Origin of the sequence: Sorangium sp. So ce128, assembly GCF_051525245.1 — a bacterium.
GTDB classification, from domain to species: Bacteria; Myxococcota_A; Polyangia; order Polyangiales; family Polyangiaceae; genus Sorangium; species Sorangium cellulosum_B.
In genome coordinates, this window is the sequence record NZ_CP150313.1 from 6,489,635 (window position 1) to 6,515,212 (window position 25,578).

Below are 25,578 nucleotides of genomic sequence, written 5' to 3' on the forward strand. Positions count from 1 at the left end.
CCCGCCGCGGCGCTCAGCGGGCCGCCCGGACGAGCGCGGCGCCGTCCGGCGGCCGGTCGTCGTCCGGGCCGAGGCACAGCAAGGACAGCTCCTTCCAGGGAGCGAGCCCCTCGCCACCGAGCGGCTCGAGGTGGACGAGGACGTCCTCCAGCATGCGACCGAAGCCGTAGATGTCATCGCGGGGATCGCTCGCCCGCCCGGCGAGCCGCTCCGGTGAGACGTACCCTGGGCTGCCGCCGGCGGACGGCGCGCCACGCGGCCTGGCCAGCCCGAAGTCGGTGAGCACGGGCTCGCCGAGGTTGCGCAGGAGCACGTTGGCCGGCTTCACGTCCGCGTGGACGTAGCCGCGCTCATGGATTCGGGCGAGCGCGCGCGCGAGCGGACGCGCCCACCGCGCGATCGGCGCGAGCGCCGCCGCGTCGCCGGCGCGGAGCACGTCTCTCACCGACCCCCGCGCGATCCACTCGAGCGCGATCCACCCCTCCTCGGGGTCCGCGTCGAAGACCCGCACGACGCCGGGGCCCCCGAGCGCCGCGGCGAGCCGCACCTCGCGGGTGAGGTGCGCCCGGTCGCCGCCCCGCCCGTGGTAGACCTTGAACCCGATGCGCCGGCCGAGCACCTCGTCCTCGGCCTCGTAGACCGCGCCGGCGCCGCCGCGCGCCACCTCCCGGAGCAGGCGGAACGGGCTCTTGCCCGCCGAGGGCGCGACGACGGTCGCGTCCTCCAGGCGGGCGACCGCGGCGGGCCGATCCGCGCCGAGCGCCGCCCGCCAGCGCTGGTGGCGCTCGCGCGCGCCTGGCGCGCCGATCTCCCGGACGAGCACGCGCTCGATCGTGCCGACCGCGCGCGGGAGCTGCCCCAGCGAGGCGTAGAGATCGGCCGCGAGGACGAGGCCTTCGGTCGAGGACACCGGCTGCGCGCGCGACGCGCCCCCGCGCTCGCGCGACGCGGCGCCCTCCAGCACGGCGAGCGCGCCCCGCTCGTCGCCCCGGGCCGCGAGCAGATCCGCGCAGGCCACGCGGATCGGATCGGGCAGCACCCGCTCCTCCATCGCCGCGACGAGGTGCGCCACGGCCTCGGCCTCCCGGAGCGTCCCGCGCGCCCGCCGGAGCACGGCGATGACCTCGTCCGTCGAGGGCCCCTCCCGCGTGCCGGAGCTCCGCAGGCGCGCGATGTCGTCGCCTCCGCCTTCACGCGACGCGCGCACATGCGCCTGGGGCCGCTCCGCTCGCGCAGGATGCGCGCTGCCCCCGACGTCCACCCCGCCCGGCCCGGCGCCGCCGCGCGCGTCCGCTGGCGCACCGCCGTCCGCCGCGGCGCCGCCGAGGCGCTCCTTGATCCGCCGCCACAGGCTCACGCCGCGCCGCCCTCGGCGCCGCCGCGCCGGATCGACGGAGTCTCGCCCGCGGGGGGTAGCCGGAAGACCGCCGTCCCCCCGCGCGCCGAGGCGATCGCGTCGCCCGCGCAGAGCTCGACCGACGGCGCGAGCTGGTAGTCGCCGAGGAACGGCGGCGGCGCCCCCGGCGGCGTCTTCAGCGCGACGAACGCCGAGGCCCCCGCCCGATCGACGCGGATCCGCCAGGGACCGACCGGCAGATCGCCGAGCGGCGCCGTGAAGCGATCGCCCGCGATCTCCACCACGCACCCCTCCCCGGTCCGCGGCGTGATCGCGCACGGCACCTCCCCGCCCAGCAGGAGCTGCACGCCGCGGCCGACGGGCAGCGGCCCCGTGAGCCGCGCGCCCGCCAGCGTCGTGCCGTTGCGCGTCCCGAGATCCTCGACCTCGACGCCGGACGGGCCGCGCCGGATCCGCACGTGCGTCCTGCTGACGGCGCGGGACGCGACGACGATGGTCGCCTCGCCGCGACCGATCGTGACCTCGTCGCCGAGCGCGCACCGCAGGAGGGCGCCGCCGAGCTCGAGCGACAGGATCGGCCCCGAGAGGAGCCGCGCTCGGATCGCGCGCAGGGCGTCGGCCACCTGCTCGCCGCCGCGGTTCCCCGCGATCCAGGCCTCGGCCACCGCGATCGCCTCGCGGCGCTCCGCCATCCGGTCGAGATCCGCGATCGACCGCAGGACCGAGGCGAGCTCTCGCTGGTCCCTCTCGACGGTCATCGCGGAGCGGAGCCGCTCCTCGAGCCGCTCGATCGCGCCCGCCGCGGCCAGCACCCGCGTCTCCGACTCGGTGTCGCCCACCAGGGCGTACGCGTCGGCCGCGCGCTCGAGCTCGCCCGCCTCCTCGAGCTCGCGCGCGACCGCCAGCGCCTCGCTCCGCATCACGCTCGCGCCCCGCGCGCGCACCAGATCGAACGCGAGCAGCGCCTTGCGCCCGAGCGCCGAGCGCTTGAGCTCCGGGCTCTCCGCCATGCGGGACGCCGACGCGCAGAAGGCGATCCGCTTCTCGACGCTGCGCTCGGCGTCGGCCCGGAGGAGGAGGACCCGGGCCGCGTCGTCCGGCATCCCGGCGTCGAGGTACAGCTCGACCGCCCCCGCGAGATCGCCGGCGAGCTCCTTGGCCTCGGCCGCCCTGCGTCGGCTGTCCCCCCGCCTGAGCCCGAACCACTCAAAGAGACTCACGCAGCGCCATCCTCGCCACCATCCGACATCCTACCCTTGATGCGCGCCGGCCCCAACCGCCAGCGTTGACTCCCTCCCTCGTCACCCGCAGGATTTGCGGCCTCGATGTCGACAACGAACCGCCTCGGCGAACTGCTCGTCCGCGAAAAGCTCATCAGCCTCCAGCAGCTCAGGCAAGCCCAAGAGGAGCAGCGCAAGACAGGTCAGAACCTCGGGTACGCGCTCGCCAAGCTCGGGTACATCTCCGACGGAGAGATCACGAGCTTCCTCTCGACGCAGTACCGCGTCCCGGCCGTCGCCCTCGACGAGTACGAGATCGACGCGGAGGTCTCGCGCCTCGTCTCGCGGGACGTCTGCGAGAAGCACAAGATCATCCCCATCTCCAGGTCGGGGACGGCGCTCGTCGTGGCGATGGCCGATCCGACGAACCTCCACGCGATCGACGACATCAAGTTCCTCACGGGCTTCAACGTGGAGCCCGTCGTCGCGTCCGAGACCGGCATCACGGAGGCGATCGAGCGCGCCTACAACGTCGGGCCCTCCTACGACGAGGTGCTGAGCGAGTTCGGGGAGGAGGAGGTCGGCTTTCAGGTCGAGGCCGACGACGTGAACGTCCTCGAGCTGGAGAAGGCCGCCGAGGGCGCGCCCGTGGTCCGGCTCGTCAACGCGATCCTCCTGAACGCCATCAAGAAGGGCGCGAGCGACATCCACGTCGAGCCGTACGAGAAGAAGCTCCGCGTGCGCTACCGCATCGACGGCGTGCTGATGGAGGAAATGCAGCCGCCGATCAAGCTGAAGAACGCGATCTCGAGCCGCCTCAAGATCATGAGCTCGCTCGACATCGCCGAGCGGAGGCTCCCGCAGGACGGCCGCATCAAGCTGAAGATGGGCAGGGGCCGGGAGATGGACTTCCGCGTCTCGGTGCTCCCGACGCTCTGGGGCGAGAAGATCGTCCTCCGTCTCCTCGACAAGTCGAACCTGCAGCTCGACATGGCGAAGCTCGGCTTCGATCCGAAGCCGCTCGCCGACTTCAAGTGGGCGATCGGCCAGCCGTGGGGCATGGTCCTCGTCACCGGCCCGACCGGCTCCGGCAAGACGACGACGCTCTACTCGGCGCTGTCGGAGCTCAACCAGATCGGCTCGAACATCAGCACCGCCGAGGACCCTGTCGAGTACAACCTGCACGGCATCAACCAGGTGCAGATGCACGACGACATCGGGCTGAACTTCGCGATGTCGCTGCGGTCGTTCCTCCGGCAGGACCCGGACATCATCATGGTCGGCGAGATCCGCGACTTCGAGACGGCCGAGATCGCCGTCAAGGCCGCGCTCACCGGCCACCTCGTGCTCTCGACGCTGCACACGAACGACGCGCCGTCGACGATCTCGCGCCTCCTCAACATGGGCGTGGAGCCGTTCCTCATCACCGCCAGCGTGAACCTCGTGCTGGCCCAGCGCCTCGCGCGCAAGATCTGCCCCGACTGCCGCGTCCCGCTGAAGGTCGACGCGAGGGTGCTCCTCGACTTCGGCTTCACCGAGCAGCAGGTGGCGCGCGCGGAGCTCGTCCGCGGCGCGGGCTGCAAGACCTGCAACGGCTCGGGCTACAAGGGCCGCGTCGCGCTCTACGAGGTCATGCGCTTCACCGACGCGCTGAAGGAGATGGTCCTCCAGGGCGCGTCCACGGCCGAGCTCAAGGCCGCCGCGATCAAGGGCGGGATGCTGACCCTCCGGATGAGCGGGATCGAGAAGGTGCTCGCGGGCGTCACCACGACCGAGGAGGTCGGCCGCGTGACGATGGGGGACTGAGCGCATGACCACCGAGCTCGTCGGACAGCAGGAAGGCCTCCGGTACACGCTCCAGCAGCTCCTCCGCGCGATGGTGGAGAAGGGCGCGAGCGACATGCACATCACGAGCGGCACGCCGCCGCTCCTGCGCATCGACGGCACGGTGGTGCCGCTGAAGCTCCCGCCGCTCATGCCGAGCGACACGAAGCAGCTCTGCTACTCGGTGCTGAGCGAGGAGCAGGTGGCGGCGTTCGAGCAGCGCAACGAGCTCGATCTTTCGTTCGGCATGAAGGGGCTCGCCCGCTTCCGCGCCAACATCTACATGCAGCGCGGCGCCGTCGCCGCCGCGTTCCGGCAGATCCCCTTCCGGATCATGAACTTCGACGAGCTGGGCCTGCCGCCGGTGGTGCTCGACATCACCGCCAAGCCCCGCGGCCTCGTGCTCGTGACGGGCCCGACGGGCTCGGGCAAGACGACCACGCTCGCGAGCATCATCGACAAGATCAACTCGGAGCAGCGGCTGCACATCCTCACGATCGAGGATCCGATCGAGTACCTGCACCCGCACAAGCTGTCGCTCGTGAACCAACGCGAGATCGGCTCCGACACCGCGTCGTTCAAGGACGCCCTGCGGTACGCCCTGCGCCAGGATCCGGACGTCGTGCTCGTCGGCGAGATGCGCGACCTCGAGACCGTCGAGTCGGCGCTGACGATCGCCGAGACCGGCCATCTCGTGTTCGCCACGCTCCACACGAACTCGGCGATCTCGACGATCAACCGCATCATCGACGTCTTCCCGCCGCACCAGCAGTCGCAGGTGCGCCAGCAGCTCTCGTTCACGCTCGTCGCCGTGATGACGCAGCTCCTCCTGCCGCGCGCGAACGGCCCGGGGCGCGTCATGTCGATGGAGGTCATGATCCCGAACGCGGCGATCCGGAACCTCATCCGCGAGGACAAGCTCCACCAGATCTACTCGCAGATGCAGGTGGGCCAGGCGGGCAGCGGCATGCAGACGATGGCCCAGTCGCTCGTGTCCCTCTACCAGCGCCGGATGATCACGCTGGAGGAGGCGTTCGCGGCGGCCGCCGACGGCGAAGAGATCCGGGCGATGCTGGAGCCCCGTCAGGCGGTGAGCTCACGGAACAACGGCCCGAAGCAGCCTTGACCACAACGGCGCCCTGCCCTTCGGTTCACCCTGCACGCTCGACGCGCCTCGCGGCTCACGGCGCGGCGCGGCGCGGCGGGAGGCGGGCGGACGGGCGAGCGCCGCTGGCATCCAGAAAATCGCAGTAAAATCGAGGCCTTGGAGAAGGGGCTCCACACTTTTTTGACATCTACCCAACCGTTCAGTAGGTTCCGCCCGATGCAGGGGCTCACCGAGCGACAACAGCAGGTGCTTCACTATATCCGGCAGTCGATCAGCGAGCGCGGGTACCCGCCGACGCTGCGCGAGATCGGCGCGCATATGGGGATTCGCTCGACGAACGGGGTGAACGATCACCTCCGGGCGCTCGAACGCAAGGGCTACCTCACGCGCGAGGACATGAAGTCGCGCGCGCTCCGCCCGCGCGATCTCGATGGCGCGGGCGCCGGCGGCGGCGCCGATCTCCGCGGCGCGCTCGTGAACGGTGGGAACGACGCCCCTGCGAACGACCAAGAGGACGACCTCGTCGAGATCGCGGTCGTCGGCCGGATCGCCGCGGGCCTGCCGATCCTCGCCGAGGAGCACGTCCTCGATACGGTCCGGATCGAGCGCACGCTCGTGCGCGGCGGGCGCGAGGTGTTCGGCCTACGCGTCACCGGCGACTCGATGATCGAGGCGGGCATCTTCAGCGGCGACTACATCTTCGTGCGCCGGCAGCTCACCGCGCAGCGCGGCGACATCGTGGTGGCGCTGATCGGCGACGAGGCGACCGTGAAATACTTCTTCCCCGAGAAGGACTACGTGCGTTTCCAGCCGGCGAACGCGGCGATGGCGCCGATCCTGGTCCGGGCGAGCGACTTCAAGCCCGCGATGCTCCTCGGCGTGGTCGTCGGCGTCTACCGGAAGCTCTGACCTTACCCTTCCCTTCCCCGAGCCGGTTGACGCGCGCCGAGCGGCCTTGATAGCGTCGCGACGGCCGGGCAGACGGTCTTAGGTGCCCGCTCCAGAAAGAACGCGATCGTGACGACGCACGGGCGGCGATTCGGGACTTGGATTTCAGGCGCGGGCATGGTGCTCGCGGCGGCTCTCACGGGCGGCTGCGGCGGTACCCTCTACGCGTTCACCGCGAACTCGGCCTCGAGCAAGCTCGAGACGGCCGAGGCGCTCGGCGCAGAGAAGTATGCGCCGTACGAGTACTACACCGCGCGCGAGCACCTCTGGAAGGCTCGGGAGGAGGCCGCGGCCGCCGACTACGGCGACGCGATCGACTTCGCCGACGTCGCAGAGGAGTACGCGGACAAGGCGATCACCCTAGCGAAACAGGCGCACGAGGGCGCGGGTCGATGAGCATTGGAATGACGCGCCGCAGTTCCCGCCGCGCCCGTCGCGCAGGCGCCATCGCTGTCGTGGCGATCGCCGGGGCCGCCTTCTCGTGCACGCAGGTGCCGGTCATGCGCGGCGACATCGAGGCGTTGAGCACCATCGCGAAGCAGGCGGAGCGCAACGGCGCGCTCCGCTGCGCGCCGCGCGAGCTGGCGATGGCGAAGTCGCACCTGTCGTTCGCCTCGGTCGAGCTCGATCAGGGCTTCTTCGTCCGGGCCAAGGAGCACCTCGACATCGCGAAGGCGAACACGCACGCCGCGTACGACCTCTCGCCGCCGCAGAAGTGCGCCGAGCGCGGGTTCGTCGAGGAGGCGCCGCCGCCCAAGCCCGGAGACTGCGACGGCGACGGGCTGCTCGATCCGCAGGACAAGAAGTGCCCGTGCGACGCCGAGACCTGGAACGGCTTCCAGGACGATGACGGCTGCCCGGACGATCCGGACACGGACGGCGACGGCCTGACGGACGGCAAGGACAGCTGCGTGCTCCTGCCCGAGGACAAGGACGGCTACCTCGACGAGGACGGCTGCCCCGAGCTCGACAACGACCTCGACACGATCCTCGACGCGAACGACAAGGACAGCACGGGCAAGAACTGCGCGAACGACCCGGAGGATCCGGACGGCTACGAGGACGCCGACGGCTGCCCCGAGCCGGACAACGACCAGGACACCGTGGTCGATCTCGAGGACCAGTGCCCGAACGAGCCGGGCGTGGTCGGCGGCGACAAGCCGGGCTGCCCGAAGAAGCCGAGCCTGGTCATCGTCACCGAGAAGGAGATCAAGATCACGCAGCAGATCCACTTCGAGTTCGACAAGGACAAGATCCGGCCCGAGAGCTTCCCGATCCTCGACGCCGTGGTGGAGGTCCTCCAGCAGAACCCGAAGATCAAGATCGAGATCCAGGGGCATACGGACAACAAGGGCGCCGCGGCCTACAACAAGAAGCTGTCGGATCGGCGTGCGGCCTCCGTGAAGAAGTACCTGGTAGCCAAGGGCATCGACGAAGCCCGGCTGACATCGAAGGGGTACGGCATGGAGCAGCCGATCGTGCCGAACACGTCCGACCAGAACCGTGCCCTGAACCGGCGCGTGCAGTTCGTCCGCACGGAGGGCGCGCAGTAGTCCAGCCCGTCGCGGGGGCACCGCCTGGCGTGTCGGGGTACGGTCGCTCTCGACCGCGCAGTCCAGGGGGCCGGATCCGGCCCCCTCCTCCTGAAAGCAAGAGCCCCTCCCCAGCACACCCTGGAGGTCTGAACCCGTGTTTTTCCGTCGTTCACGCCGCGCTCGTCTCGCGTCTGCACTGACTTCGCTGTGGGTCCTCGGCGCGCCGGCGGTCGCCGGCGCCGCCGGCGAAAAGGACGCGGAGGCGATGAAGCTGCACAACCAGGCGATGGACGATGACTACCTCTCTGTCGAGTTCGACAAGGCGGAGAAGAAGCTCAAAGACGCCCTGAAGAAGTGCGACAAGAACGCCTGCTCGAAGCCGGTGGTCGGCAAGCTGCACATCGCGCTCGGCACGGTGTATGGCGGCGGCAACAAGCTCCAGCAGGCCAAGGCCGAGTTCGTGCTGGCGCTCCAGGCCGATCCGAAGGCGGCGCTCATCGACGCGCTGACGACGACCGAGCTGGCCCAGGCGTTCAAGGAAGCCCAGAAGGAGGCGCAGGCCGCCGGGAAGGCGCCTCGCGACGGCGGCGGCAAGGCCACGAAGGCCGCGGCGGGCGACGTTCCCCACACCCCGGTGGCGGAGCAGGCGGTGAACACGCCGGTGCCCGTGTACGTCGAGATCCCGGAGGAGATCGACGCGTCCAAGGCGACGGTCCGCTACAAGCCGTTCGGCTCGCCCAAGTGGAAGTCGCTCGAAATGAGGCGTGTCGAGAGCGGCTTCGGGGTGGAGATCCCCTGCGAGGATGTCACGACGACCGGCGATATCCGGTATTTCGTCATCCTGAGGGACGAGGCGGGCGATCCTGTGGGCACCGCCGGTTCGATGCAGGCGCCTCACCGGGTGCCGATCAAGAACGAGATCGAGCAGGAGCCGTCGCTGCCTGGCCAGGCGCCGCCGAAGCGGTGCGCCGCGAAGGAGGATTGCCCGCCAGGCCTGCCTGGCTGCCCCGAGGCTGGCGGCAAGCGCGGGGACAAGACCTGGGGTTCGGCCTGCGAGGCGACCGAGGAGTGCCAGTCGGGGCTCGCCTGCGTGAACGGGACCTGCGAGCAGGGGAGCGACGAGGGCGGCGGGGCGTCGAAGGGCAAGGGCAAGGGCAACCGCAACGTGGTCGGCGTCTCCGGCCAGCTCGACCTGCTCCTGGTGCGCGGTACGGATTTCGTCTGCTCGGGCAGCGACGCCGCCTACGCCTGCTTCTATCCGGGCGGCGACGGCCGGCAGTTCTACGGCGAGCCCGTAGATCTGGAGGGAACGAACGGGGTCAAGGGCGGCCTGAGCCTGGCTGGGTGGCGGGTGATGCTGTCGTACGATCGGCAGCTGTTCTCGGACCTGTCGCTGCTCCTCGGCGTGCGGGTCGGATTCGCGTTCGGCGGCTCGCCGTCTTCCAAGAACGGGCCGAACCCGTGGACGGACGAGGCGGGCAATGACCTGCAGAACCCGCATCTCCAGGCGCTCAGCTTCCTGCCGCTCCATGCGGAGCTCCGCGCCACGTATTTCCTCCTGGGGGATCGAATTGTCGAGAAGGGCGGGTTCCGCCCCTATGCCTTCGCCTCGCCCATCGGGCTGGCCCAGGTGAACGCCTCGGTGCCTGTGGATGTGTGCGATCGCCGCACCGAGGAGGGGGATCCTCTGCGCACCAGCAGCAGCAACAGGTGTCCGGCGAACACCCGCTACGTCGAGAATCTCGATGCCTACCAGATCACCGGGCGGAACTTCTCCGCGCTAGGCGCCGGTGTGGTCTATGGCATCACCCAGAACTTCGGAGTGTCTGCCGAGATGAAGGTGATGCTGATGTGGCCAACGCTCGGCCTCGTCCTGGCCCCCACCGTCAGCCCCGTGTTCGCCTTCTAGCGCCGTCTCCCGCACCCAGAGCGACGTTGTCACGCGCAAGCGTGCTCCAGCACGCCGCCGCGGCGCAGCGCGTCGGTACAGCCGAACCCCCTCCTCCCTCCCCCGTCCCAGCCGCAGCGCGGGGGGTGCCCGCACAGGAGACGGGCCCATCTCGGCGTTTTCGGCGCGCAGGCGTACTCACGTACGCCGAGCACCGAAAACGTCGAGATGGGCCCGTATCCGAAGCGGGCGCCCCCCGCGCTAGAGGTCGAAGTGTTCGGTGCCGAGCAGCTGGTAGAGGCCGTAGAGCGACCCGGCGTCATGGTGCTCGAAGCGAACGCCCGCGCGCGCCGGCCGCCCCGCCGCACCGCGGCGGATCCAGGCGATACGACCGCGGAGGCTCAGCGGATCCCACAGGTTCGGGGCGGTGACCTCGAGCGTCACCGACGCCTCGGGATCCAGGAGCTCCGACGCGAGCTGGGCCTCGGACAGCTCGATGCCGGCGCCGCCCAGCCCCAGATCGCGGAGGCGAACGCCATGCTCCTCGATCGACTGGCGATCGCGCAGCGTCGCCCCAAGATCGACGCGTCGCCTCGCGTGAACGCGAAAGTGGTCCCGGACAGCCATCCTGGCGCATTCTCCAGTCGACGCGAACATATCACGAGAGACGCGCGCACACGCTCGGTTCGCCAAGCCGTGCGGCGCAGGGGCGCGGGCGCGGCCACGCGCGGCGCGCGCCGCGCGAACAGCATGCTCGCCCGGTCGCCCATGGCTGCGTTCGGTAAAGCGACCGTCACGTGTTAGCCTTTGGGCTTCGCGGCGAACCTTGGGTAACATGCGGACCACATCCGCTGGAGCGAGTCGCGAAGTAGACGGGAGTTCTACCCTGATGGCCCAGGATACACGCAAAGATCCGCGAGCGAGAGTGCTGCAGATGACCGTGCGCTACAAGAGCGCCACGGTCGACGAGTTCATCGAGCACCACTCGCATGACGTGAGCCGTGGCGGCATCTTCATCAAGACGCCGTCGCCCTTCCCCGCTGGCACGCTGCTCAAGTTCGAGATCCGTCTGCAGGACGAGCAAGCCGTGATCGCCGGCGTCGGCCGCGTCGTGTGGAAGCGCGAGCCCGCGCAGGGGAGCGACGCGCACCCGGCGGGCATGGGCGTGAAGTTCATCAAGATCGATGAAAAATCCAAGGCCGTGATCACCCGGCTCGTCGACGCGCAAGCGGGCGCCGGGTCGGCGTTCGAGGCCGGCATCACCGACCGCACGGATCTGGGCGACGACGTGCAGGAGATCACGGCCCCGTCGGCGACCGCGAGCGCGCCGCAGGCCGAGCCCGCGGCCTCGAAGGCAGCGCAGGCGCAGGTGAAGCGGGCGTCGACGATGCTGGGGCTCGGCTCGATCGGGGCGAAGGGCGACGCGGGCAAGGGCGAGGCGAAGAAGACCGACGTCGCGGAGGGCGGCAGCTTCTTCCCGCAGACGAACCCCGAGAAGGAGATGCCGCCGCCCGACGAGCGGACGATGATGAAGCAGGCGGCCGAGCTGCTGAAGCAAGCGCTCGCCGACGCCGGCGGCTCGCTGGACGAGATCGGCCCGTCCAAGGAGCCGCTCATGGCCGCCCCGCCGAAGAAGGCCGAGCCCGCTCCGGCGCCGAAAGAGGAGCACGTCAGGCCGCTGGCCGAGCCGGCGGCGATGCCGGTCCCGGCGGTCGCTCAGCTGGCGAACGAGCGGGAGGCGCGGGACGATGCGCCCGCGGCCGAGGCGAGACCAGCGAAGGCGGCCGCAGCCAGGAGGCCGGCCGAGGTCGCGGACCGGGCGCCGGCGGACGATCTGCACGGCAAGCCTGCGCGCCAGGACGTGAAGGCGGCCGACGATCAGGCGAAGGCGAAGCCAGCGGCCGCCAAGCCCAAGGAAGACAAGGTGGCCACGGCCAAGGCCGCACCCGCGGCCCAGGCTCCGCTCGCACAGGAAGAGGAGAGCAGCGGCACCGGGCGGCTGCTCACGATCCTGCTGGTCGCGGCGGCGCTCTGCGGCGCGCTCTGGCTCGTCTTCGGGCAGAGCGACAAGCCCCCCGCGACCCCGCCGGCCGCGCCGGAGCAGCCCGCGGCGAAGCCTGCAGCTCCGGCGGAGAAACCTGCGGCTCCGACAGAGAAGCCTCAGCCGACGGAGGTCGTGCCCGCAGCGACGGACAAGGCTGCGCCCGCCGCGACGCCGGCGCCCACGACGACCGCCGAAGCGCCGGCGGCGCCGGCGGCGAGCGCCACCGCGCCCCTCGGAGCGACCGCGGAGCCTGCGGCGCCCAAGGTGACGGCGGAGCCTGCGGCCCCGGCGACGGCGGAGCCCGCGGCGCCCAAGGCGACGGCGGAGCCTGCGGCGACCACCCCAGCGCCAGAGCCCGCGGCCCCCACGGCGACGGCGGCGCCCGCGGCGCCCAAGCCTGCGGCGCCCAGGCCCAGGCCGGCCGCGCCGAAGCCGCCGAAGAACGACGATCCCTACGGTTGATGACCAGGCCGCGGGTCCTCCGCGGGAGAGGCAGCTGCGATGAGCGGCTCGGTGAGTCACGTCGGTGAATCAGGGCTGGGCCCGAAGGCGGCCGCCACGCTGGCCGCGCTGGGCCTGCTGGCCGCGACCGGGCTCGTCTGCGGCGCGGTCGCGCTGCGCGATCCGACGGCCGTGACGGCGCTCGAGGGGGGCGCCAGCGCCTCGCCGAGCCCTTCGCCGGCCGCCGCGCCCAGCAGCAGCGGCCGCGAGAGCAGCAGCGCGCCGGCCCCCGAGCCGGCGCCGGCGCTCGCGCCCGCGGAGCCCGAGGCCCCGGCGAAGGCGCCGCCTGCCCTCGCTCAGCCCGCGGAGCTCGAGAGCGCCCAGGCCGCGGGGAGCGCTGCGCTCGGCTCGCTCGCGCAGCGGTATCCGGAAGACGCTGCGGTCCTCCGGGCGCTCGCGGTCGCGCAGGGGCGCGAGAAGGCGATGGCGGCCGCGCTGCTCACGGCGCAGCGGCTGTTCGAGATCGCTCCCGAGGAGGCCGGGAACGACGAGCTCAAGCAGATCATCCTGAGGGCAGCGAACGGCACCCCGGACCTCGCCCTCACGGCGTTCGATCTGATGGCCAAGCACATGGGAAGCCGCGGTCCCGACCTGCTCTACGAGGTGGTGACCGCGCCGAAGTTCGGCGATTGGCCCAGGGACCACGCGAGCACACGGCTGATGGAGAGCAGCGTGCGGCAGCTCGCGTCGCCGGCGCTGCTCGTCGCCGACGATCTGCGCCGCCTCACGGACTGCCCCACCAAAGCGATGCTCGCCAGGGCGCGCGAGGAGGGCGATGTCCGCGCGCTCCATTACATCAAGGCGCTGGGCACCCCCCAGCCATGCCGGGGCCATCGGACGCGCAGGTGCCTCAGGTGCGGCCCCCTCCAGAAGGAGCTTCGCGCGACGGCCAGCGCCATCGAGAAGCGCAAGAACGACAAGGCGGCGGCAGCGCCGCCCGCCGCGAGCGCTGCTCGCTGACCGCCTTCGTCTCGCCAACCCCGGAGCGGCCTGTTCCCTTGCATCGCCGCTGTCGCGCCTCGACGTGACGGCGGCGACCGGCCTTCCGCCCTGCCATATCCGCAGCGCTTCCGGCACGCATCGAGGTCCCATGCACGGCCGCGTGGGCGACTCGATGCTCCGAAGCAGCCGCTCACTATCCAGTGGGAGCGGCACGGCCACGCAGACGGCTCGACGCGTGGAACCAGCTCACCAGGGGAGCGAATCGGGGTGGGCGCAGCAGGACTTGAACCTGCGACTTCGTCCGTGTGAAGGACGCACTCTACCGCTGAGTTATGCGCCCGATGCCAGCCGGTTGTCACCCGGCCGTTTCGGAAAGACGTGGCGTCTTTTAACCCAAACATCGGCGTTCGACAAGAAGAACTCGCTGGCGATGCCGAACTTCTTCGCGGCGCTCCGTCAAACCCGGAGCCGGCGGCCCGTGGGGCAGGCTCGGAACCGGTGGGGCGCCGGTGAAGGCGCGTCTGGCGGCTGCGGCCAGCGAGCCGGCCGCGGGGCCCGCGCGCGCCGGCTGCGCGCCCCGCCCGTGAGCGACCGGGGCACGGAGCCAGGCGGGCCGCCGCGTCCGCGCGGCGTCGCGGTCGGGCGATCGGGGACGGGCGCCGCTGCTCTTCGAGCGCGCGGGTGCGCACCGGCGCAGAGCGACGCGCGCGGTCAATCGAGCGTCGCGACGGCGCGCCGGAGCGCGGCGAGGCCTGCTTCGATGTGGTCCTCATCGCAGGCATACGAGAAGCGAAGGTACCCGGGCGCGCCGAAGGGGGTGCCGGCGACCGCGGCGACGTGCGCCTGCTCGAGCATCCACGTCGCCACGTCCTCGTCGCTCGCGAGCGTCGTCCCCTGGAAAGCGCGCCCGCAGAGCCCGCGCACGTCGGCGAACGCGTAGAACGCGCCTTCCGGCATCCTGCAGCGCACCCCTGGTACGGCGTTGAGCCCCTCGACCATCAGCGAGCGCCGCCGGGCGAACGCCGCGCGCATCGCGAACACCGCGTCGCGGGGCCCGTTCAGGGCGGCGACAGCGGCCGCCTGGGAGACGGCCGCCGCGTTCGTGGTGCTCTGACCCTGGACCACATCGAGCGCCCTCGCGACCTCGGCCGGCGCGATGCTCCAGCCGATCCGCCAGCCCGTCATGGCGAAGGTCTTGCTGACCCCGTCGACGACGATGACCCGCGGCGCGAGGTCCTCCGCGAGCGCCGGGAGCGACACGTGCTGGAACCCGTCGTAGGTGAGATCGGCATAGATCTCGTCGACGACGATCCAGCAGTCATGGCGCCGCAGCACGCTCAAGAGCGGGAGCAGGTGCTCTTCCGCATACGCCGAGCCGGTCGGATTGGAGGGCGTGCACAGGATGATCGCCTTCACCCGCGGAGAAAGCGCGCCCTGGAGCGCGTCCGCCGTGAGGCGGAACCCCATCTCCTCGGTCGTGTTGACGATGACCGGCGTGGCGCCGACGAGGCGCACCTGCTCCGGGTAGCTCACCCAGTAGGGCGCGGGGATGACGACCTCGTCTCCCGGCTCGAAGAGCGCGGTCGCGAGGTTGAACAACGCGTGCTTCGCGCCGCAGCTCACGGTGACCTGGCTCGGCAGCGGCCGCCAGCCGCGGTGCTGCTCGGTCGCGGCGCAGATCGCCGATTTCAGCTCGGAGATGCCGGACACGGCCGTGTAGTGGGTGGCGCCGGCGTCCAGCGCCGCCTTCGCCGCGATACGAATGTGCTCCGGCGTGTCGAAGTCAGGCTCGCCCACGCCGAAGGAGAAGACCTTGTGCCCGTCGGCGCGGAGGCGCGCGGCCCTCGCCGCCATGGCGAGCGTTGCACTGGGCGCGACGGCCGACAGACGGTCAGCGAGCTTCCTGGGCATCGAGACACTGAGGAATAAAGGGCGGCCTGAGATAACGCAAGGCGCTACCGCTCCGGCGCTTGCGCGGGCGGCGCGGATGTGCCGCTAGGGCGACGGCGTGGCGCCGCCGACCTGGACCGCGGGCTTCTGCTCGTCCTGCTTGATCGAGTAGCGCACGAGCGCGCGGAGCACGTCGTTGCGCTGCACGTTTCCGAGGAGGCTCTTCATGTCCTCGTAGATCGACGGATCGACCAGCAGGGCGCCGAGGGTCCCCTTGCCCGCCCTCATGTCGTGCACGATCGCCCGCAGATCGCCGGTCATCGCCGTCACGTTGGCGAGCGCCTCGGCGCCGTCGCCCTTGCCGCCATAGAGCGCGTCGTGCGCGAGGCTGTCGCTCTCGCGGATGCCCCGCAGCGTCATGGCGACCTCGTCCGCCGCGCTCCCGAACTGCTGAATCTGCTTCTGCGGGCCGTCGCCGTAGATGACGTCGTGCGCGAACCCCGGCCCCTCCTTGACCCGCGAGACGACCCCCCGCACCTCGCGCACCGCGCTCGCGAGCTCCGTGCTGAGACGATCGAGGCTCTGCACGGTGCGCGAGATGCGCTCGGCCTCCTCGGGATCGGTCAGGAAGCGGTGCGGGTAGCCTTCCCCCTCGGTCACCTGCTTCATCAGCGTGTTCGCCGAGGCGACCGTCTCGCGGAGATCCCTGTGCAGCTTCTCGTCGGCGATGTTCTCCGAGACCTTCTGGATGTTGTCGAGCGTCGCCTCGGCCTTCTCGGCCATGCCGGTCACCTTCCCCATCACGTCGGTCGGCACCTCTCCGGGGATGTGGCCGCCAGGCGGCACCGAGTCCGGGCTCTGCCCCTTCGTGAGCTCCAGCATCTTGTCGCCGAGCAGGCCCTTGTTCGCGATCTGGGCGACGCTGTCCGTCTTGATCCGGCTCGCCTCGCTCTCGACGATCTCGAGCTTCACATAGATCTTGGCGTCCTTCGGATCAGGGCCGTAACCGACCTCGGCGACGTGACCGATGTCGATGCCTCCCATGCGGATGGGCGCGCCCGGCTTCAGCCCCTGGACGTCGGCGAAGTTCGTCGTGAAGCCGACGGAGGAGTCGAAGAGCCGCCGCTCGTCGCCTATCAGGAAAATGACTACGGCGGAGAGCACAAGGCCCGCCAGCACAAAGAGTCCGACCTTCAGATCGCGCGCTCTGCCCATGCAGAAGGGCATCTTGCGCGATCTCGGGGGGATCGTCACGCGCCGAGAAGCGTCTGGACGTCCTCATTCACCGGAGCGGTCCCGGTAATGAAATCGGCGACATGCGGATCGGTAGACGTCCGGAACTCGTCCGGGGTGCCGGTCGCGATGACCTCGCCGCGGAAGATCATCGCCATCCGATCCGAGATCGAGAACGCGCTCTTCATGTCGTGTGTCACCACGATGCTCGTCACGTTGAGCGCCTGTTTCAGCCCCTTGATGAGGTGGTTGATGCGCTCGGTGTTGATCGGATCGAGGCCGGTCGTCGGCTCGTCGTAGAGCAGCACCTCGGGCTGCACCGCGATGGCGCGCGCGAGGCCGACGCGCTTCTTCATGCCGCCGGACAGGTCCCCCGGGCGCATCTGCTCGATGCCCGGCAGGCCGACGAGCGACAGCGCCCAGTTGACCCGATCCGCGATCTGCGCCTCGGTCATCTCCTTGCGGTAGTGCTCGTGCAGGCCGTAAGCGACGTTCTCACCGACCGAGATCGAGTCGAACAGGGCGCCGCCCTGGAAGAGCATCGCGATGCGCTGCCGCACCCCGGCGATGCGCGACTCGCTCAGGCGCGTGATTTCCTCACCGTGAAACTGGATAGATCCACCATCGACGTCGAGCAGACGGATGAGCAGCTTGAGCATGACGCTCTTGCCGACGCCCGAACCGCCCATGATGGTGATCGTCTCGCCCGGGTACACTTCGAGGTTCAGGTCGCGGTAGATGACCTTCGGACCGAAGGCCTTTCGCACACGCGAGAACCGGATCAGCGGCTCAGCCACGCGTTCACGCTAGCACGCCGCGGAGGCCCGCCGCGAACGCTCAGTCGGACGCGGCGACGTGCTCGATCCTGATCTCGACGGCGTCCCCGCCGCGCCAGGCGTCGCGCCGGAGGCGGCCCACCACGTCGACGCGCTTGCCGGTGAACCGCGGCGCGAGCTCGCCCAGCTCGAACCCGAAGCACGAGATCTCGCGGCGGGCGAACGTGAGCTCCAGCTTGAGGTGGCCCTTCAGGTTCCTCGCGGAGCGCACGGCCGCGCCCGCCACGAGGACGTACGACGGGCGGTTGCCCTCGCCGCACGGCTCGAGCCGCTCGAGATCGCGCGCCACGGCCGCCGGATCGTCGCGATCGTCGAGCCGGACGTGGGCGGCCGCGAACGCCGCGGCGGCCGGGAGGTCCTGCTCGCGGAAGGCGTCGCACCACGCCGCCCGGAGCGCCTCGACGCGATCGGCGCGCACCTCGACGCCGGCCGCGGCCTGGTGGCCGCCGAAGCCGACGAGCTCGGCGCGGCACCGGGTGAGCGCGTCGTGGAGCCGCGCGCCCGCTGGACCGCGCACCGAGCCGCGCCCCTTCGCGCCCTCGAGCGCGATGACGATCGTCGGCTTGCCGTAGCGACCCGTGATCCTGCCAGCGACGATGCCGACCACGCCGGGGTGGAAGCCCTGCCGCGCGATGACGATCGCAGGATCCCGATCGAACCCGGCGCGCTCGATCTCGGCGAGCGCGGAGGTCAGCATCTCGTCCTGGATCGCGCGCCGCTTCATCTGCGCCTGCTCCACCGTGGCGGCGAGCGCGGAGGCGGTCACGCCGTCGTGCGCGAGCAGGAGCTCCAGGGAGATGTCGGGATCGCCGAGCCGACCGGGCGCGTTGAGGCGGGGCGCGATCCGGAAGGCGACGTCCTCGGCGGACGCGCCGCGCCCGAGATCGAGGTTGGCGAGCGCCGCGAGCGCGCGGAGCCCTGGACGGGGCCCGGTCTGGAGCACGCCAAGGCCGGCCCGCACGAGCGCGCGGTTGTCGCCGGTCAGCGGAGCGACGTCGGCGACCGTGCCGATCGCCACGAGGTCGAGGTAGGGGCGGATATCGAGCGACGAGCCGAGCTTCTTGCGCACGGCGGCCAGGAGCGAGAGCGCGAGCCCGCAGGAGGCGAGCCCCTTGTACGGGAAGCCGCAATCGGCGCGGTGCGGGTTCAGGAAGGCGATCGCGGGGAGCGGCTCGGCCGGCACGAGGTGGTGATCGATGACGACGCAGTCGATGCCGGCCGCGCGGGCCGCGGCCAGCCGCTCGTGATCGCTGGACCCGCAGTCGCACGTGATGAGCAGCGTGGGACCGGCGCGCATCACGCGCTCGAGCGCGGGCGCCGAGAGGCCGTAGCTGCCTTCGGCGCGCGTCGCGAGGAGCGGCACCACCTGTCCCGAGAGGGCGCGCAGCCCGCCGGTCATGATGGCGGTCGCGGTGATCCCGTCGCAGTCGTAGTCGCCGAAGACGGCGATCCGCTCGCCGGCGCGCACGGCGCGCGCGATCCGCTCCGCGCTCGCCTCGCGATCGGCCATCGCGTCGGGCGACGTGAGGTGCGAGAGCCGCGGGTCGAGGAAGCGCCGGGTCGCCTCGTCAGGCGCCCAGCCGGCCCGGTGCAGGATGTCCGCTACCGTGATCGACAGCCCCAGCTGGCGCGCCATCACGAGCGCCTCGGCGGACGCCTCGCCCGGATCCGCGACGGGCGCGGCGCCCCCCGCCGCGGGCGAGGCCGGCGCCTCGCGCTCGGCGAGCTCCCTCCACGCCTCCGTGGCCGTGCTCATCACAGAAGCGGGTACACCGACGGGAGGGATGTGTCCATGGCCTGGGGCGGTTCAGACAGCGCGGCCCCGCGCGGCCACGGCGAGGCGCTCAGACGACCGCGTCGGCGCGCTTCTGCGTGCGGACGCGGCTGACCTTCTTGCGCTTGTTTGCGTTCGCGCCGAAGAACCGGCGGTCGATCCACTCGGTGAGCGGCGCCGCGACGTAGATCGACGAGTACGTGCCGACGACGATGCCGACGACGAGCGTGAACGCGAAGTCCCGGATGACGCCCGTGCCGTAGAAGAGGAACATGACGAGCGACAGCAGCGTCGTCATGGACACGAGGATCGTGCGCCCGAGCATCTCGGAGAGCGAGAAGTTGATGACGGCCGCGAAGCTCATGTCCCGGTGCTTCCCCAGGTTCTCGCGGATCCGGTCGTAGACGACGACCGTGTCCGTGATCGAGTAGCCGACGATCGTGAGCAGCGCCGCGACCGTGGAGAGGGTGATCTCCCGCTGCGTGATCACCATCGCGCCGAGCGCGATGCCGACGTCGTGCACGAGCGCGACGATGCCACCGGGCGCGAACCGGATGTCGAACCGGAACGCGATGTACGCCATGATGAAGAAGATCGTGATGGCGATGCTCTTGATGGCCGCGTCGCGCAGCTGCGCGCCGGCCTTCGGGCCGATCCACTCGACCCGGAGCGCCTGCTCGGGCACCTTGTCCGCACCGAGGTGCTGCCGGAGGCCATCCATGAGCTGGTCACCCTTCGACTTCAGGTGGAGCTCGACCTTGTGGTCGCGCTCGCTCACGACGAGCGGGTTGTTGGCGCCCGCCCTGAGCTCGACCCCCTCGATGCCCTCGAGCTGCTTCTTGATCCCCTCCAGGTCGGGCGCGGTGTCGTAGCGCGTGGAGATCTTGTCGCCGCCGGGGCTGAACTTGACCTCGGTCGCGCGCAGCGCGGGCGGGCAGCGGTCCTCGGGGACGGTGCCGTTCTCCGGCGGCAGGCACAGCCGATCGCGCACCGCGGCCTTCTGCTGCTCCGACAGGGCGGAGACCTCGTGGACCCGGATGAGGTAGCGGTTCGGGTTGGCCTGGTCCGCGACGGACACGATGTCCGGGGAGTCGAAGCCCGCCTTGGTGACGGCCTCGCGGACCTCGGCGCTCGATACCGGAGCCCGGAAGGCGACCTCGACCTCGGTGCCTCCCTTGAAATCGGTCCCGAGCTTCGGCCCCGGCACGATGAACGAGATGATCGACAGGATGAGCAGCACCCCGCTGAGCCCGATGAAGAGCCAGCGCTTGCCCATGAAGTCGAACTGACGGCCAGGTTTGATGAGTTCCATCGTCGTGTCTCAATCGGAGAGCCGCTCGCGCGTTCTCCCTCATAAGGTCGGAGAGCGGCTCGCGCGCCCTCGTTCTCAGCCGAGCGAGAGCGTCTTGATCTTTCGGCCGCGGACCGCCCAGTCGAACATCAGGCGGGTGCAGACGACCCCGGTGAACAGGCTGATCGCGATGCCGACGATCAGCGTGATCGCGAAGCCCTTGATGGGTCCGGTGCCGTACTGCGCCAGGATGAGCCCCGAGATCAGCGTGGTCACGTGGCCGTCGAGGATGGCGCTGAACGCCTTGTCGTAACCGATGTCGACCGCGGCGCGCGGGCTCTTGCCGTTCCTCAGCTCCTCCCGGATGCGCTCGTTGATCAGCACGTTGGCGTCGACCGCGATGCCCATGGTGAGCACCAGGCCGGCGATGCCGGGCAGCGTCATCGACGCCCCGAACATCGCGAGGACGGCGACCTGCAGGATGAGGTTGAAGATGACGGCGATGTCCGCGATCAGCCCGGCGCGGCTGTAGATCACCACCATGAACACGACGACCAGCAGGCCGCTCGCGATGGCCCCCTTCATGCTCTGCTGGATCGCGTCCTTGCCGAGCGACGGGCCGATGCGCTGCTCGTTCGAGGGGGAGATCGGGGCCGGCAGCGCGCCCGATCGGAGCACCAGCTCGAGCTTGCGCGCGTCCTGGAGCTGCTGATCGGGGTTCTGCGAGCCCATCGTGATCTGCGCGCGGCCGCCGCCGATCTTCGTCTGGATGACCGGCGCGCTCTCGACCTTCTCGTCGAGGATGATGGCGAACCGCCGCTTGACGTTCCTGCCGGTGATGTCCTCGAACCGGTCGGCGCCGGTCGGGGTGAAATCCATCGACACGTACCAGCCGCCGAGGCCGCCGTCGCTCTGATCCGGGAGCGCCTGCGCGTCGCGCACCATGTCGCCCGTGATCTCGGCCTTGCTGAAGAGGAAGTACGTCCGCCAGCCGATCTCCTCGACGGCGTCCTTCTCCTCGTTGTACTCGTACAGCTTGCCGTAGCCGACCTCGTTGTCCGGCGGGACCTGGAGCGTCCCGACCCACTCGCGCAGCCGCTTCAGCGTGTCGCGCAGCTCCTCGTGCTCCGCGCGCACCATCCGGGCGAAGTGGACCGGCTTCGTCTTCCCGGGGCCGACCGGCGCGTTCTCGATCGAGAACGTCAGCCCCTTCGGGAGGTCCTCCTCCTTGGCGCTCCTCGCGATCGGCTCGAAGAAGTCCTGGTCGTCGTCGACCATCTTGAACTCGAGCCGCGCGGTCTGGCTGATGATCTCGCGGATCGTGGTGAACGCGGCCTCGTCGTCGCCGGGGACCTCGATGATGACGTCCTCATCGCGCGTGGAGACGCTCGCCTCCTTGAGGCCGAGCCCGTCGACGCGGCGGAGCACCGTCTCCTTGGCTTGCGACACCGCCCGCTCACGGATGGTGCTCGAGACCTCGTCGCGGATCCGGAACTTCGCCACGCGGCGATCCGCCGAGCGCTGGAGCTGCAGCTCGTGCAGGAACTTCGCCAGGAACTCGTCGTTGATCTTCTCGGAGTCCGCCGGGTCGTTGAACGTGATCACGATCGTGTCCGCCTGCTCGCGCGACTTCTCGATGCGGAGCTTCGTCTGGAGCTTCTGCATCTCCTCGATCGTCGGCGGCTTGTCGCCCTCGTGGAACCCGAACGACTTCGCGAGCGCCGCGCGCAGGTCGTCGTAGTACCGATCGCGCTTGTCGCTGATCGCCTCGTCGACGTCGACCGTGTAGACGAGGCGGAGACCGCCCTTCAGATCGAGCCCGCGCACCAGGCGGAACGGGATGTTCGACGTCAGGAACCGGCTGAACCCGAGCTCGCCGGCCCTCGCCCGGGTCTCCTGCTCCGCGACCTCCTCCGACGAGAGGCCGGTGTGGACGGGGCGGCCGTACCGCTCGTCGTGGTAGGTCGGGTAGATGGCGAGCGCCGAGCCGAGCGCCAGGAACAGGACGAAGCCCGTCTTTGCCCGCCACGCGAAATCGATCCACGGCCCGACGCAGAGCAGCGCCCACGGCACCATCAGGCCGAAGGTCGCGAGGGCCCAGAACACGTGGTAGTGGGCCGCGATCGCGGCGGCGCCGGCGGAGAGCGCCGCCCAGGCGAAGACGCTGCGCTTCGCTCGGCTGAGCCACGCGCCGAGGAGGCACAGGCCGGCGACGCCGGCGAACCCGTACTGGAAGATGTTTAGGAGCATGGAGTGTGGCGCCGCGGGGGCGGCAAAAAAGCTTCCTGTTGGGCCGAGCGCCGGCCTACGACTTCTTTTCCTTCGCCGCGTCGGCCACCTTGGCGTCCGCCGCCGCGACCTCGCCCGGATCGGGGCCCTGGATCGCGCTCTTCAGGACCTGCACGTTCACGCCGGGGGCGATCTCCAGCTTGACCCTGGGGGAGTTCGGGCTGATGTCGATGATCCTGCCGAGGAGCCCGGACTGCGTGACGACCCGGTCGCCCGCCTTGAGGCTCGACTCGAGCTGCTTCTGCTTCTTGCTCTGGCTCCGCGTCATCACGAAGATGAGCAGCAGCGGCAGCGCCAGGATGAGGAACTGGAAGGCCCCTCCGCCGAACGGCGAAGAAGGCGGCGCCTCCTGCCCTCCGGACGGCGGCGATTGACCTTCGACCGGCGTCGCGGGCGCATTGCCCGCTCGCCCGGGGGCGGCGTTCGGCTGGAACCAGTTTGAGCTTGCCAAGGTGACGCGTGTCTCCGGGCCCCGACGGGCTCGCCCGCAAATTGCGGGCCTCTCCCAACCCCCCGGGGCCCGCCTCCATACCCAGGATCCAAGGGTCGCGCAAGGAGCTAGGCGGGCAGGCTCACCCGGGCGTCCGGGGAATGCAGCCTGGCGGCCCTTTCCACGCTTGTGTCCCCTGCCGCTCTTCCGCTGCCGCGCGGCGTCAGCCGTCGCTGCCGAACACGATGTGCCGGCGAGCGCGCTCCCCGCTCGCGATCTCCGCAAGCGAGAGGCGCACGTCGCGTTCGGTGATGGTGCCGTCGATCGTCGCGAACGTCGCGGAGAGGATCGGCGGGATGCGCCCGACGCTGGGGAAGCCCGGGGCCCAGGTGAGCGCGTCCGCGAACGCGGCCTTCACCGCGGCGGCGACGGGCCCGTACGGCGCGAGCGGCACGTCGAGCGGCTCCAGGACCACGATGGCCTTGGCCCGCCCGAGCGTCTTCACCACGTCGGCGCCGAAGAACGGGCGGAGCGCGCGGACGCCCACGAGGCCGACGCGGCGGCCCTGCGCGCGCAGGCTGCGCACGACCTCGCGGGCCGCGGGGAACGCGCAGCCCACGACGACCAGGATCTCCTCCGCGTCCGCGGTGTCGACGCGCTCGATCGCGCCGAGCGGCCTGCCGGTCAGCTCGCAGAGCTCCCGCATCGCGCTGGCGAGCGCGAACGGAACGCGCGCGCAGAAGCCCCGCTCGGCCCGCTTCCGGACGACGCCGCGGCCCTGCGGGCGAGGCCCCCCGTCGCCGTCGCTCTCGCCCGGCGCCGCGTCGGTGAAGGTCGGCGCGCTCCGCTCGGAGCCGAGGAAGCGCGCCGCGAGCTCGCGCGCCCCGCCGAGGGCCGACACGTCCGACGGCAGCGCGTCGACGAGGTGCAGGAACGGCGTCTCGCTGTCCTCGGCGGCGCGCCGCGCCACCAGCGTCATGTCGGCCGCCTCCTGGCTGCTCCAGGTCACGAGCACCCCCGCGCCGACGTCGAGCGCAGGCGCGAGCTCGTCGCGCCCGACGGCGAGCCCGCCGCGGCGCTCGATGACGTGCACGGTGACCGGCGTCCGCACCGCCGCCGCCTCGCCGAGCGCGGCGAGCGCCCCGACGAGCTCGTGGGCGCCCAGCACGACGCTCGCACGCTGCCCGGCGCGCGAGCGCGCAGCGGCGCCGCGGATCGCCTCGGTGGCGCACGCGGCGCGCTCGATCGGCAGATTGCCGGGCACGGCCGCGTGCGCGGCGAACAGCGCGCTCCCCGCGGCCACCTCGACATGTGCGATCACCGCCGCCGGATCCGGCGGCGAGCCTAGACCGTCAGGCCCTGCCATCCCATCGTTCGTCGCCCGAGCCGCACGCGAGGTCAAGCGCGAGCGCGATCGGCCTCCGCGCAGCGGCCGGCCTGGAGTAACGCGGCGATCGCGATCGTCGGTGTTCGTCAGTGTCCGGACGTAACTCCGAGAATTCACGCTCCCACCGCGCAATGAGCTTCCGCCGCGCGCGGCTCCCGACCGGTCGCTCGCCCGGAGCATCGAGCGCGCCGGGGAAGCCTGCCGCGCCCGGCCTGCGGCTGCCGCCGGGCCTCGTCGACCGATCGACGGCATCGACGGTTCGACGAACCGGCCGCTCGACCAAGGCGGCCCGGCGAGGACGGCCGCCGCCCGAGCCTTCACCTGGAACACCACAAACCGGTCACCAGGCACCAGGCCGCCACGGCAAAAGCGACCCTCAGGAAACATATCGCTTGACGGGCTTCCCCCCCCTTGATAGGAGGCGCTCTCCGTTTCGTCGGCCTCGGGCCGAGCGGGCGGGACATAGGCGCGTAGCTCAGTGGTAGAGCACTACCTTGACACGGTAGGGGTCGCCGGTTCGAAACCGGCCGCGCCTACAAATCAGCAGGAGACCTAGCCTGCGAGGTTTCATGGCCCTCGATCAGACAGCCCTGGCCGCCCCGGCGGCCCGCACCACGGTGCGCAAGGCTCTCGCCGACGACATCGCCAAGAACCGCCCCATCCTCGGCGCCCACGTCAACGGGCGCCTCGCCGATCTTCACACCCACTTCGACGACTCGGCCCGGATCGGGCTGGTCCGGACGAGCGCTCCGGATGGCCCTTCGGCGAACGCCGTGACCGCCCTCCGGTCGCGCGACCTCGACGAGGCCCTCGGGGCGATGCCGCTCGCGGAGCTCGCCGATCGGCGAACCGCAGCGCGGAAGCTCCCCCGGCTCGCCGTGAGCGCATCGGGTTCGTGACCTGCCGCTCCGGCCGGCCTCTCTCGCCCGGCAGTCCCTTCCCCACCCCCGTCGAGCCCGGCGCGCCATGGCCCGGAGCGCCGATGCGCCGCGGCGCTCGCCCTGCTTGCTGCCGTTGCCTGCGGCGCAGAGTCAGGCGACATTGTCGTGGTGATGGACGCCACGACCGGGCTCGGTCGCGA

At 71.0% G+C, this 25,578-nt stretch carries 20 protein-coding genes and 2 tRNA genes; 10 read left to right on the plus strand and 12 right to left on the minus strand.

The genetic code is table 11. The annotated features are described in order from the left end of the window. Positions 1-13 precede the first annotated feature (13 nt). Together WME82_RS24560 and WME82_RS24565 are read right to left on the minus strand one after the other, a co-directional pair. Entirely contained in the window at positions 14-1,357 is a 1,344-nt protein-coding gene (locus tag WME82_RS24560; RefSeq protein ID WP_438044772.1) for a serine/threonine-protein kinase, read from the minus strand. Then, positions 1,354-2,577, minus strand: a complete 1,224-nt coding sequence (locus tag WME82_RS24565) for an FHA domain-containing protein (protein ID WP_438044773.1) — start codon at positions 2,575-2,577, stop codon at positions 1,354-1,356. The genes WME82_RS24560 and WME82_RS24565 overlap by 4 nt, the downstream gene beginning before the upstream one ends. A 105-nt stretch (positions 2,578-2,682) precedes the next feature. On the opposite strand from WME82_RS24565, the gene pilB reads away from it, so the two are divergent. From pilB to WME82_RS24595, 6 genes are all read left to right on the plus strand, one after another. Continuing rightward, a complete protein-coding gene (gene pilB, locus WME82_RS24570) occupies positions 2,683-4,383 on the plus strand; it encodes a type IV-A pilus assembly ATPase PilB (protein ID WP_437747881.1) in 1,701 nt (566 codons plus the stop codon). A gap of 4 nt (positions 4,384-4,387) precedes the next feature. Beyond that, positions 4,388-5,527: a type IV pilus twitching motility protein PilT gene (locus tag WME82_RS24575; RefSeq protein WP_437747882.1), complete on the plus strand. Its 1,140-nt coding sequence runs from the start codon at positions 4,388-4,390 to the stop codon at positions 5,525-5,527. Between the two features lie 198 nt (positions 5,528-5,725). Continuing rightward, positions 5,726-6,418: a transcriptional repressor LexA gene (gene lexA, locus WME82_RS24580; protein WP_012237101.1), complete on the plus strand. Its 693-nt coding sequence runs from the start codon at positions 5,726-5,728 to the stop codon at positions 6,416-6,418. A gap of 108 nt (positions 6,419-6,526) precedes the next feature. Then, positions 6,527-6,853: a DUF4398 domain-containing protein gene (locus WME82_RS24585; protein WP_012237102.1), complete on the plus strand. Its 327-nt coding sequence runs from the start codon at positions 6,527-6,529 to the stop codon at positions 6,851-6,853. 8 nt (positions 6,854-6,861) lie between these two features. Beyond that, positions 6,862-8,010, plus strand: coding sequence for an OmpA family protein (locus WME82_RS24590; RefSeq protein ID WP_438044774.1), 1,149 nt, complete (start codon positions 6,862-6,864; stop codon positions 8,008-8,010). Between the two features lie 247 nt (positions 8,011-8,257). Further along, entirely contained in the window at positions 8,258-9,901 is a 1,644-nt protein-coding gene (locus WME82_RS24595) for an EB domain-containing protein (RefSeq protein WP_438044775.1), read from the plus strand. 240 nt (positions 9,902-10,141) lie between these two features. On the opposite strand, the gene WME82_RS24600 is transcribed toward WME82_RS24595, so the two are convergent. Continuing rightward, on the minus strand, positions 10,142-10,507 hold the full coding sequence (locus WME82_RS24600) for a PilZ domain-containing protein (protein ID WP_438044776.1): 366 nt from the start codon (positions 10,505-10,507) through the stop codon (positions 10,142-10,144). Positions 10,508-10,769: 262 nt separating this feature from the next. On the opposite strand from WME82_RS24600, the gene WME82_RS24605 reads away from it, so the two are divergent. Both WME82_RS24605 and WME82_RS24610 read left to right on the plus strand, forming a co-directional pair. Next, entirely contained in the window at positions 10,770-12,386 is a 1,617-nt protein-coding gene (locus WME82_RS24605) for a TIGR02266 family protein (RefSeq protein WP_438044777.1), read from the plus strand. 51 nt (positions 12,387-12,437) lie between these two features. Then, the gene (locus WME82_RS24610; protein ID WP_438044778.1) at positions 12,438-13,385 is read left to right on the plus strand and encodes a hypothetical protein; all 948 of its coding nucleotides are present in this window, start codon (positions 12,438-12,440) and stop codon (positions 13,383-13,385) included. 250 nt (positions 13,386-13,635) lie between these two features. Here the strand turns inward: WME82_RS24610 and WME82_RS24615 are convergent. From WME82_RS24615 to WME82_RS24655, 9 genes are all read right to left on the minus strand, one after another. After that, a tRNA-Val gene (locus WME82_RS24615) sits at positions 13,636-13,707 on the minus strand. Between the two features lie 371 nt (positions 13,708-14,078). Next, complete coding sequence (locus WME82_RS24620) at positions 14,079-15,221, minus strand: pyridoxal phosphate-dependent aminotransferase (RefSeq protein WP_437873737.1); 1,143 nt, start codon at positions 15,219-15,221, stop codon at positions 14,079-14,081. A gap of 141 nt (positions 15,222-15,362) precedes the next feature. Next, the gene (locus tag WME82_RS24625; protein ID WP_438044779.1) at positions 15,363-16,472 is read right to left on the minus strand and encodes an MlaD family protein; all 1,110 of its coding nucleotides are present in this window, start codon (positions 16,470-16,472) and stop codon (positions 15,363-15,365) included. Positions 16,473-16,507: 35 nt separating this feature from the next. Next, on the minus strand, positions 16,508-17,287 hold the full coding sequence (locus WME82_RS24630; RefSeq protein ID WP_438044780.1) for an ABC transporter ATP-binding protein: 780 nt from the start codon (positions 17,285-17,287) through the stop codon (positions 16,508-16,510). Between the two features lie 40 nt (positions 17,288-17,327). After that, the gene (gene recJ, locus WME82_RS24635; RefSeq protein WP_437873739.1) at positions 17,328-19,082 is read right to left on the minus strand and encodes a single-stranded-DNA-specific exonuclease RecJ; all 1,755 of its coding nucleotides are present in this window, start codon (positions 19,080-19,082) and stop codon (positions 17,328-17,330) included. A gap of 88 nt (positions 19,083-19,170) precedes the next feature. Continuing rightward, entirely contained in the window at positions 19,171-20,412 is a 1,242-nt protein-coding gene (gene secF, locus WME82_RS24640) for a protein translocase subunit SecF (protein ID WP_438044781.1), read from the minus strand. Positions 20,413-20,487: 75 nt separating this feature from the next. Beyond that, positions 20,488-22,641, minus strand: a complete 2,154-nt coding sequence (gene secD / locus WME82_RS24645; RefSeq protein ID WP_438044782.1) for a protein translocase subunit SecD — start codon at positions 22,639-22,641, stop codon at positions 20,488-20,490. A 55-nt stretch (positions 22,642-22,696) separates the two neighbouring features. Then, on the minus strand, positions 22,697-23,131 hold the full coding sequence (gene yajC / locus WME82_RS24650) for a preprotein translocase subunit YajC (protein ID WP_437519798.1): 435 nt from the start codon (positions 23,129-23,131) through the stop codon (positions 22,697-22,699). A 202-nt stretch (positions 23,132-23,333) separates the two neighbouring features. Then, positions 23,334-24,476, minus strand: coding sequence for a transketolase (locus tag WME82_RS24655; protein WP_438044783.1), 1,143 nt, complete (start codon positions 24,474-24,476; stop codon positions 23,334-23,336). 485 nt (positions 24,477-24,961) lie between these two features. Between WME82_RS24655 and WME82_RS24660 the strand changes: the two genes are divergently transcribed. Beyond that, a tRNA-Val gene (locus WME82_RS24660) sits at positions 24,962-25,033 on the plus strand. A 33-nt stretch (positions 25,034-25,066) separates the two neighbouring features. Further along, positions 25,067-25,396, plus strand: a complete 330-nt coding sequence (locus tag WME82_RS24665) for a hypothetical protein (RefSeq protein ID WP_438044784.1) — start codon at positions 25,067-25,069, stop codon at positions 25,394-25,396. Positions 25,397-25,578: the final 182 nt, after the last annotated feature.